Here is a 10,395-nt window from a genome sequence, read left to right on the forward strand (position 1 = left end):
GGCGGCACCGAACCCGTTTACGGTTTCATCCGTGCGAGGACGACTGCCCGAAGGCTGCCGCGGTACCACCCCGCTTATCCGCTGCCGCGGATCGCTCAAAGGCTGTGACGGGCCCACCCGTCCGGTTCTACTGGGCCTGGGGACCGACGAGGCGGAGCTCGCCAAAGTTTCACAGGCTTTTCTTCCGGATGCTCCCCGGTGATAGCCGGATCGACGCAGGTCCGATCTTACCTCACCGCGGGAGCACCCGAAGGCCGGTCACAGCCCCGCGTTGCGCGCCACCTTGTGCTGGGCCGCCTGAGCGATGGGACGCAGCACCATGAGGTCGACGTTGACGTGGTGGGGTCGGGTGAGGCTCCACACGACGGCGTCGGCGATGTCGTCTTCCGTCAGCGGGTTCTCGACACCCTCGTAAACGGTGTCGGCGGCTTCCTGTGAGCCCATCCGCTTCAGCGAGAACTCCGGTGTCGCGACCATGCCGGGCGCGATCTCCATAACGCGCACCGGACGGCCCGCCAGTTCCAGGCGCAGGGTGCCGGCGATCGCGTGCACGCCGTGCTTGGAAGCGACATAGCCTCCGCCGCCCTCGTACTGGATGAGACCGGCTGTTGAGCCCATGAGCAGAATATCGCCGCGCCCACTGGCCTCGAGCGCCGGCAAGAATGCACGGACGCTGCGCAGAATGCCGAGCACGTTGATGTTGTACTCCTGTGCCCAGCTCTCCGGCGAGGCATTCTCCACCCAGTCGTTGCCGATGGCCAGGCCCGCGTTCGCCACAAGAGCGTGCACGGGGCCCTCCGCGATGATCTGCTCGGCCGCCCGGGCAACCGAATCGTCGTCAGCCACATCGCACACCAGGTACTCACACCCGGTCGTCGCGGCAAGCTCCTTAAGCCGATCCTCACGGCGAGCCAGAGCAACAACGCTCCAGCCGAGCTTCGTGAGCTTCTCCACGGTCGACGCGCCGATTCCCGAACTCGCTCCCGTCACAACAGCACGCAGTTGAGTCATAGCTTCCTCTCTCAGATCCCGGCCCACCAGGGCCCTCCCGATCACTGTAGTTGAGAAAAGGTGCCCGGCACTTCCTAAGACGAGCTCCGCCTCGTACCCGGAAACCGGGCCGGAACACGCCCCGGCTTTCCTCCCCGCCGCAGTCTGGGACAATGACGCTATGGATTTTGGTTCTCGCACACATGACTCGGTGCATCTGCCTGACAAGCCCGCCCTCGAAGGTCTCCAGGAAAAGTGGGACGCACGCTGGACGGAAGAGCAAACATACGCCTTTGACCGCGACACGACGCGTGACGAGGTCTACTCGATCGACACTCCCCCGCCGACGGCGTCGGGATCACTGCACGTCGGCCACGTCTTCTCCTACACCCAGACGGACGTCCTGGCCCGCTACAAGCGAATGACCGGCAAAAACGTCTTCTACCCGCTGGGCTGGGACGACAACGGCCTGCCCACAGAACGCCGCGTGCAGAACTACTACGGCGTCACCTGCGACCCGTCCCTGCCGTACGAGGGCGACGACTTCGAACTGCCCACCAAGGTCCCGCGCAACCCGCGCGACTTCAAGCACGTATCGCGCCAGAAGTTCATCGAACTGTGCCTCGAACTGTCCGGCGAAGACGAAAAGATCTTCGAAGACCTCTTCCGCAAGGTCGGGCTCTCGGTCGACTGGAAGCACTCCTACCGAACGATCGACGACCATTCCCGCGAAGTCTCGCAGAGGGCGTTCCTTGATGAACTCTCCCGCGGCCAGGCCTACTCGCAGGATGCCCCCACCATGTGGGACGTCACCTTCGGCACCGCCGTCGCCCAGGCTGAACTCGAAGACCGCGAACGCGAAGGCGCCTACCACAAGGTGACCTTCTTCCCCGCGGGATCCGACGGCCTTGCAGACACCGCGGCAGAGCCGATTGTCATTCTCACGTCACGTCCCGAACTCATCCCCGCCGTGGTCGCACTCGTCGCCCACCCGGATGACGAGCGCTACCAGGACAAGTTCGGCACGAAGTACGTGTCACCCATCTTCGGTGTCGAAGTCGAAGTCCGCGCCCACGAACTCGCCCAGTCGGACAAGGGCACCGGCATTGCGATGGTGTGTACGTTCGGTGACCTCACCGACGTCACGTGGTGGCGCGAACTCGAACTGCCGCTGCGCGCCGTGGTCAACCGCGCCGGCCGCCTCGAACTGGAAACCCCTGAGTGGATTTCGGGGTCTGCCAAGGCCGACGCTGCCGAGCAGTACCAGAAGCTCGCCGGAATGACGACTTTCACGGCGCGCAAGACGATCGTCGAACTGCTCGAAGAATCCGGCGACCTCATCGAACCTCCGCAGCCGATCAACCACCCCGTGCCGTTCTACGAGCGCGGCGAAAAGCCGCTCGAGGTCGTCACCAGCCGCCAGTGGTACATCCGCAACGGCGGTCGTTCAGCCGAGCTGCGCGACGACCTCATCGCGCGCGGCCGCGAACTTCAGTGGCTGCCGGGCTTCATGCGAGCCCGCTACGAAAACTGGGTCGAAGGCCTCAACGGCGACTGGCTGGTGTCCCGTCAGCGCTACTTCGGTGTGCCCATCCCGCTGTGGTACCGCCTCGATGCCGAGGGCAACCCCGACTACGACAACCCGATTGTCCCCAGTTCGGAATCTCTGCCGGTCGACCCGCTGCAGGACACCCCGGAGGGCTACACCGCTGACCAGCGCAACCAGCCCGGCGGCTTCATGGGCGAACCGGACGTTCTCGACACGTGGGCCACGTCCTCGCTGACCCCGCAGATTGTGGGCGGCTGGAGCACCGACGACGACCTCTTCAGCAAGGTGTTCCCATTCGACCTGCGTCCGCAGGGCCACGACATCATCCGCACGTGGCTGTTCTCGACGGTTGTGCGCGCCAATGCGCTCAACAACTCCGTTCCGTGGTCGCACACCGCCCTGTCCGGCTGGATCCTCGACCCCGACCGCAAGAAGATGTCAAAGTCGAAGGGCAACGTTGTTGTGCCCTCGGACATCCTGGCGGAAAACAAGCCGGGATTCGGCCCTGACGCTGTTCGCTATTGGGCATCCTCTGCACGCCTGGGCGTTGACACCGCCTACGACGTGTCCCAGATGCAGATCGGCCGCCGCCTGGCCATGAAGATCCTCAACGCCTCGAAGTTCGCCCTGGCGCAGGGTGTCCACGCGGGCCACGTGGGTCAGCTCGACGCTGTCATCAACCCGCTGGACAAAGCCCTGCTGACGGCCCTGTCGACAACCGTCGAAAAGGCCGGCAAATTCTTCGAGGACTACGACTACGCTCACGCCCTCATGGAGGCCGAGTCCTTCTTCTGGGAGTTCACGGATGACTACGTTGAGCTCATCAAGGACCGCTCCTACGGTGCGGCCGGCGAAGAACAGCAGCTGTCAGCGCACGTCACCCTGGCAACAGCTCTGGAAACATCGCTGCGCCTGTTTGCGCCCTTCATGCCGTTTGTGACGGAAGAGGTGTGGAGCTGGTGGCAGGAAGGCTCCGTCCACGCGCAGGCATGGCCTGCCGCCGGCAGCATTCCGGCACAGGATGTCCCGGCTGAGTTCCTCGAAACGGTGTCGCAGGCGCTCTCAGAGATCCGCCGGACCAAGACCGAGGCCAAGGTGTCCCAGCGCACCGAGGTCGTGAAAGCCACGCTGCGCGCGTCGCAGGCTGATATTGACACGATCGCGGCCGCACAGAGCGACCTGCAGGCCGCCGGCCGGGTAACTGAGCTCGTTCTTGACGTGGACGCGGAAGCGGAAGGCCCGCGTGTTGCCGATGTCGAGTTCGCACCGACCGAAGACAAAAAGTAACAGCTTCTGAAAACACAAGAGCGCGCCGCTTCAAGCGGCGCGCTCTTGTGTTTGCGGATTTTTCTGCACGCGCGGCTGCCAGCCGGGCGGGCTTTACGCCCGCGGGCGATAAACGCGGTTACGCGGTCTTCTTGCGCTGTTGGCCCGTCTGCTTGTGCGGAACCAGCGTTGGCGCAGCGTTTTCCTCCACGGTTTCGCGGGTCACGAGCACCTTGGCGATGTCATCGCGGCTGGGAAGGTCGAACATGACCGGCTGCAGGACTTCCTCCATGATGGAGCGCAGTCCTCGCGCGCCTGTCCCCCGCAGCAGAGCGAGATCCGCAATGGACTCCAGAGCTTCGCGCGAGAACTCGAGTTCGACGCCGTCGTAGGCGAACATCGCCTGATACTGCTTGACGAGAGCGTTCTTCGGCTCGGACAGGATGGTGACGAGAGATTCGCGGTCGAGGTCGCCGACAGCGGTCAGCACGGGCAGACGGCCAATGAACTCCGGGATGAGACCGAACTTCAGCAGGTCTTCCGGCTGCATTTCTGCGTACAGGTCGATTTCGTCGTCCTTGGAGTGGATCGGCGCTCCAAAGCCCACCCCGTGTCGGCCCTTGCGTGCCGCCACGATTTCCTCCATCCCGGCGAAAGCACCGGCGACGATGAACAGGACGTTCGTCGTGTCGATTTGAATGAAGTCCTGCTGGGGGTGCTTGCGCCCTCCCTGCGGAGGAACAGAGGCGACAGTTCCTTCGAGGATCTTCAGCAGGGCCTGCTGGACGCCCTCACCGGAAACATCGCGGGTGATCGACGGGTTTTCTGACTTGCGCGAAATCTTGTCGATTTCGTCGATGTAGATAATGCCCTTCTGCGCCCGCTCAACATCGAAGTCAGCCGCTTGGATGAGCTTAAGAAGTATGTTTTCGACGTCCTCGCCGACATAGCCGGCTTCCGTCAGAGCCGTGGCGTCGGCAACTGCAAACGGGACGTTGAGCATGCGCGCAAGAGTCTGCGCCAGGTAGGTTTTGCCGGAACCGGTGGGCCCCACCATCAGGATGTTCGACTTGGCGATCTCCACGCCGTCGTCTTTGCCCTTGCCGTCTTCCAAAGCGTTGATCCGCTTGTAGTGGTTGTAGACGGCAACAGCCAGTGAGCGCTTAGCGGCATCTTGGCCGACGACGTACTCATCCAGGTGGCTGTAGATTTCCTGCGGTTTGGGAAGTTCGAGCTTCTCCGCAGGAGCGTCGGGCTGACCGAGCTCTTCTTCGATGATCTCATTGCACAGGCCGATGCATTCGTCGCAGATGTAGACGCCTGGCCCGGCGATGAGCTTGCGGACCTGCTTCTGCGATTTGCCGCAGAAGTTGCACTTGAGGAGCTCTGCGCCCTCACTGCTGCGAGCCATTCACACTGCCTTTCGCACCCGGGCCAGCCGGGAAGATCAGATTTCTGTACTTAGCCGAGTCTTTCACACTGGGCTGACATGCGCGTTGACTTCTGTCGCGTGTCTGCTTGAGACCCGATGCGCTGGGCCACAGACGCCCACTGCAAAGGGCCGCCGGAGTGTTCCGACGGCCCTTCGATGCACTGAGGTGCGTGCTCAGACTGACTGTGTCAGTTGACGCCCTTGCGCGAGGTGAGCACCTGGTCGACCAGGCCGTATTCCTTGGCCTCTTCGGCCGTGAGGAACAGGTCGCGTTCGATGTCGGTGTTGACCTTTGCTGCGTCCTGCCCGGTGTGCTTGGCCAGAGTGTTTTCCAGCCATCCGCGCATGCGCAGGACCTCGTTGGCCTGGATTTCGATGTCCGAGGCCTGTCCCTGTCCGCCGCCCTGCATGGCCGGCTGGTGGATGAGAACACGAGCATTCGGCAGTGCAAGGCGCTTGCCGGGGGTGCCGGCAGCCAGCAGAACGGCGGCAGCAGAGGCCGCCTGTCCCAGGCAGACGGTCTGGATCTGCGGCTTGATGTACTGCATCGTGTCGTAGATGGCCGTCAGCGCGGTGAATGAACCGCCGGGCGAGTTGATGTACAGCGTGATGTCGCGGTCGGGGTCCTGCGCTTCCAGCACCAGGAGCTGTGCCATGACGTCATCGGCCGAGGTGTCGTCCACCTGAACGCCGAGGAAGATCACGCGGTCTTCAAACAGCTTGGTGTACGGGTCCTGCCGCTTGAAGCCGTAGGGGGTGCGCTCTTCGAACTGGGGCATGACGTACCGCGAGTTCGGCATGTTGCCGGCGGTTCCGCCGTAGTATCCGGCACCGCCGGTGTAGAGATCAGCCATTTGTCCTCCTTGGGAATGCGGTTCAGCGGCCGTCCGGCACGTCAGCGGCGTGGGTGACGACCTTGTCGATGAAGCCGTAGTCCAGGGCCTCGTCTGCGGTGAACCAGTGGTCGCGGTCGTTGTCCTTGAGGATCTGCTCGAGCGACTTGCCGGTCTGCTCGGCTGTCAGTTCGGCCATCTGCTTCTTCATGTGCAGGATGAGCTCCGCCTGGATCTTGATATCCGTGGCGGTGCCGCCGATGCCGCCGAGCGGCTGGTGCATGAGGATGCGCGCGTGCGGGGTGGCAAAGCGCTTGCCCTTAGCACCCGAGGACAGCAGGAACTGGCCCATGGAGGCGGCCATGCCCATTGCGACGGTGCCCACGTCGGGCTTGATGTACTGCATGGTGTCGTAGATGGCCATGCCCGCCGTGACGGAACCGCCCGGCGAATTGATGTACAGCCAGATATCGCGGTCGGGGTCTTCCGCGGCAAGCAGCATCATCTGGGCGCAGATGCGGTTGGCGTTGGAGTCGCGGACTTCCGAGCCGAGCCAGATGATCCGCTCTTTCAGCAGGCGGTTGAAGATGTGGTCATCCAAACCCATGCCCGCCGTGCCCTCAGAGGCGACCGGCGTGGTCAGTTCGTGTTTGCTCACAAGTTTCTCCTGTGGGTTGATTTCTCTTGACCCTAACCGGCAAAGCCCGACTTTTAATCCACCCCTGCCGGTTGTTCGCCATGAGCGTGAAAACCTACTCGGCCGAAGGAGCGGCCCAGGGGGCTCTGCACTGAGGGTTCGGGCGGGGTCGCTGCCCTTCCGGTGCGGCCCAACACAAAAGCAGACGAGGCGGAGGTTACCTCCGCCTCGTCTGCTCAGCCTGCTTTCGCAGGGGAAGAATCAGTCTTCCGAAGCTTCTTCTTCGGCTTCCTCTGCTTCTTCCGAACCGGTGGTGAACGCGGTCATGTCGATGACCTCACCGTTGGTGTCCTTGACGACTGCTTCGGCGAGAACAGCGGCGAGAGCCTTGCGGCGGCCGACTTCACCGGCGACAGCGCCTACCTGACCGGACTGGTCAAGAGCCTGTGCGAAGTCGTTGGGGTTCATGCCGTACTGCTGAGCGGAGGTGATGATGTACTCGATGAGTTCGGGCTGGGTGACCTCGATCTCTTCCTTCGCCTGCACCTTGTCCAGAATGAACTGCGCGCGCAGCTGCTTTTCGGTCTGCTCGCGGACCTCTGCACCGTGCTCTTCGTCGTCTTCGCGGCCTTCGCCTTCGAGGTGGCGCTTGACTTCCTCTTCAACAACGCGCGACGGGACGGGCAGGTCGAGCTTCTCAATGAGCAGTTCGAGAACCTTGTCGCGAGCCTCGACACCCTGCTGCAGTTCCTTGTTGGACTTGGCCTGGGTCTTGAGGTCTTCCTTGAGTTCGTCAATCGTGTCGAACTCCGAGGCAAGCTGGGCGAAGTCGTCGTCAGCTTCGGGCAGTTCGCGTTCCTTGACGGCGGTGAGCTTGATGGTCACCTGAGCGTCTTCGCCTTCGTGCTCCCCACCTGCGAGCTTCGTTTCGAAGGTGGTCTCTTCGTCAGCCGACAGGCCTTCGAGGGCTTCGTCCATGCCGTCGAGCATGGTGCCTGCACCCACCTGGTACGAAATGTCAGAAGCCGAGTCGATCTCTTCGTCGTCGATCTTCGCGGTCAGGTCGAGGGTGACGAAGTCATCCTTCTTTGCAGGACGGTCAACGGACTTGAGCGAACCGAAGCGGCTGCGCAGGTCATCGAGTTCCTTTTCGACGTCTTCATCCGTGACTTCGAGCGGCTCGACTTCGACTTCGAGGCTCGAGTATTCGGGCAGTTCGAATTCCGGCACGGCGTCGACTTCAACGGTGAAGGTGAGGTCGCCTTCTTCCTTGCCGTCAAGGCCCGGCATTTCGAGGTCTTCGATTTCCGGGGTGCCCAGGGGCTGGATGTCGTTGTCGGCAATTGCCTGGCGGAAGAAACCGTCGAGGCTGTTGTTGACAGCCTCCTGGATGACAGCAGCGCGACCGACACGCTGGTCGATGATGCGCGCGGGGACTTTGCCGCGGCGGAAGCCGGGAACGGCGATCTGCTTTGCGATCTCTTTGTATGCCTCGTCGACGCTCGGCTTGAGATCGGCGTAAGGCGCTTCGATGCTGAGCTTCACCCGAGTGGGTTCAATGCGTTCGACGGAGCTCTTCACTGTCTACCTCTTCAAATTGACTAACGGGAACGTCGCCAGAGTGCCGACACGCCGAAGGGCAACTTCCTCAGACATGCGCGACTGTGCTGACGACACACAGCGCTCTATCCTAATGTGTTCGGCCTGCAGAATGCACACCGGGCCGCACCGGCGCGGCTGATGCGCGGCCAGCAGACCCTTTCCTGTGTGAACCCACAAAGGCGCAGAAGTTAACACCAGGCTATAATTGGATGTCTAACTCTGCGCCCGCCTTCCCGTGCGCGCGCTTCCTCATTCCAAAAACCGAAGAACCGACTGATTCAGAGGCGAAGACGTGAAGGGATCAAAAACCACCGCAAAGCACCGAATTCTCAAAGCGATCGGTGCCGCTTTTCTGTGGACGCTTATTTTCCTCAGCGTCGCACTGCTCATCTCCGGAATCTTCATCCGCAAGCAGTGGGGACAGATCACTGTCGACCAGATGCTGACGAACATCGCCGGCGCCGGTCAAGGCGGCGGCTTCGTGTGGATCACCGTGCTGTGGGTTGCGGTTGTCCCCCTCGCGATAACCGCCCTGCTGTTCGTCGGCCGCCAGCTGTGGATCCGCTACCGGATGTCGGCGCGACTGCGCCTTTCGGCTGCACGTCGCCGCATTCGCCGCGCCGCCCTGCGCGGAATGGCCTCCGCCTTCATCGTTGCGCTCATTGCGGGAACCGTCATCACCGGTTCGACCTCGTTCTCTTCGGCAGTTCAGCTGCCCACCTACATCAAGTCGGTCAGCAGCTCCATGAACATCGGCGACTACTACCGCGAACCGGTGGTTGTGGGCAATAAGGATGCTCGCAACATCGTGGTTGTCTACGTCGAGTCAGCTGAAAACGACCTCGCCGACGATTCGCTTTTCGAAGTCAACATGCTTGAGCCCATGGAAGACGCCACCGAGGGCTGGGCCGAAGCCGAAAACTACAAGCAGTACAGCGGCGGCGGCTGGACCATGGCCGGCATCACCTCCACCCAGTGCGGCATTCCGCTCAAGGGCAAGGGCTCTGCCACCGGCGACAAGGTCATGAACAACCTCGCTGTCGCCGACTTCATGCCCGGCGTGGACTGCTTTGGCGACATTCTGAAGGAAAACGGCTACAAGAACGTCTTCCTCGGCGGCGCCAACGCAGAGTTCGCATCCAAGGGCTCCTTCTTGCGCACGCACGGCTACGACGAAGTCAAGGACCTTCCCCACTGGCAGTCTCTTGGCGAAAAGGAAGAGGACATGCGTCCCGACTGGGGCCTGAGCGACCGCCGTCTGATGGAGCACGCCAAGGATGAAGTCTCCGCTCTCCACCGTGAATCCTCTGAGACTGGAAACCCGTTCAACCTGACGGTGCTCACACTGGACTCCCACGAACCCATTCACCGTTACCACGACTGCCCGCTGCGCACAGAAGACGATGAACTCGCATCTGTGTGGCTGTGCTCCTCGGAGGCTGTCGGCGATTTCGTCAAGCACATGGACGATGAGGGAATCCTCGAAGACACGTCCGTTGTCGTCATGGGCGACCATCTGAAGCACATGGCTGATTGGAACGTCTACCACGAACAGCTGGACGACAAGACCGACCGTTCGGTGTTCAACCGCATCTGGATGCCGGGCACCAAGGACGGCAAACTGCCCCTCGGCGAACTGCGCTCCGGCGCTGACCAGCTCAACATGCTGCCGACGATGCTGGAGGTCGCCGGATTTGAAGTCAAGGATCGCCAGGCTGGTGTAGGAGTGTCGCTCTTCTCCCCGACTGTTCCACAGGACTCTGCGCAGGCTCTGAACGACGACGCCTATGCAGAGCTGACGCTGGCTCGTTCGGCCGACTTCTACAAGAAGGTGTGGGGCATGGACGAACCGGACGAATCGTCCAGCACCGAACCCAACGATGACTGATTGGTGACTGACTGAGGAGTCAACACCAATTGAACAAAGGCGTGGGGCCGTCAGCCAGACTGACGGCCCCACGCCTTTTCTGTTGCGGGCGCAGTCAGTTCCGTGTGGAAGCAGCGGATTGCCTTTTGCCAGCGGGACTGCTGGATGGCTGGCGATTCCGCCTCCCCACACCCGTTAGCAGCAAATCCACGCTTTAGC

7 protein-coding genes are annotated in these 10,395 nt (G+C 62.1%); 2 read left to right on the forward strand and 5 right to left on the reverse strand.

Annotated elements, in window-relative coordinates; all coding sequences use genetic code 11:
* Window positions 1-258: 258 nt before the first annotated feature.
* Window positions 259-1,011 (reverse strand): SDR family oxidoreductase, encoded by a 753-nt coding sequence (locus tag HMPREF3087_RS06345; RefSeq protein WP_070428502.1) that lies wholly within the window; start codon window positions 1,009-1,011, stop codon window positions 259-261.
* Window positions 1,012-1,171: 160 nt separating this feature from the next.
* On the opposite strand from HMPREF3087_RS06345, the gene valS reads away from it, so the two are divergent.
* Window positions 1,172-3,826, forward strand: a complete 2,655-nt coding sequence (valS, locus tag HMPREF3087_RS06350) for a valine--tRNA ligase (RefSeq protein WP_070428503.1) — start codon at window positions 1,172-1,174, stop codon at window positions 3,824-3,826.
* Between the two features lie 118 nt (window positions 3,827-3,944).
* Here valS and clpX read toward each other — a convergent pair whose 3' ends face one another.
* The 4 genes from clpX to tig all read right to left on the reverse strand — a co-directional run bounded on the left by clpX (window position 3,945) and on the right by tig (window position 8,288).
* Window positions 3,945-5,216, reverse strand: a complete 1,272-nt coding sequence (gene clpX, locus HMPREF3087_RS06355) for an ATP-dependent Clp protease ATP-binding subunit ClpX (RefSeq protein WP_062021658.1) — start codon at window positions 5,214-5,216, stop codon at window positions 3,945-3,947.
* 209 nt (window positions 5,217-5,425) lie between these two features.
* Window positions 5,426-6,091, reverse strand: coding sequence for an ATP-dependent Clp protease proteolytic subunit (locus HMPREF3087_RS06360; protein ID WP_070428504.1), 666 nt, complete (start codon window positions 6,089-6,091; stop codon window positions 5,426-5,428).
* Between the two features lie 22 nt (window positions 6,092-6,113).
* Window positions 6,114-6,728, reverse strand: coding sequence for an ATP-dependent Clp protease proteolytic subunit (locus HMPREF3087_RS06365; RefSeq protein WP_019175406.1), 615 nt, complete (start codon window positions 6,726-6,728; stop codon window positions 6,114-6,116).
* Between the two features lie 240 nt (window positions 6,729-6,968).
* Window positions 6,969-8,288, reverse strand: coding sequence for a trigger factor (gene tig, locus HMPREF3087_RS06370; RefSeq protein ID WP_070423696.1), 1,320 nt, complete (start codon window positions 8,286-8,288; stop codon window positions 6,969-6,971).
* Between the two features lie 313 nt (window positions 8,289-8,601).
* Here tig and HMPREF3087_RS06375 point away from each other — a divergent pair, with 313 nt between their 5' ends.
* Window positions 8,602-10,197 (forward strand): LTA synthase family protein, encoded by a 1,596-nt coding sequence (locus tag HMPREF3087_RS06375; RefSeq protein ID WP_070428505.1) that lies wholly within the window; start codon window positions 8,602-8,604, stop codon window positions 10,195-10,197.
* Window positions 10,198-10,395: the final 198 nt, after the last annotated feature.

The organism is Brevibacterium sp. HMSC22B09 (genome assembly GCF_001806795.1).
Taxonomy (GTDB): Bacteria; Actinomycetota; Actinomycetes; order Actinomycetales; family Brevibacteriaceae; genus Brevibacterium; species Brevibacterium ravenspurgense.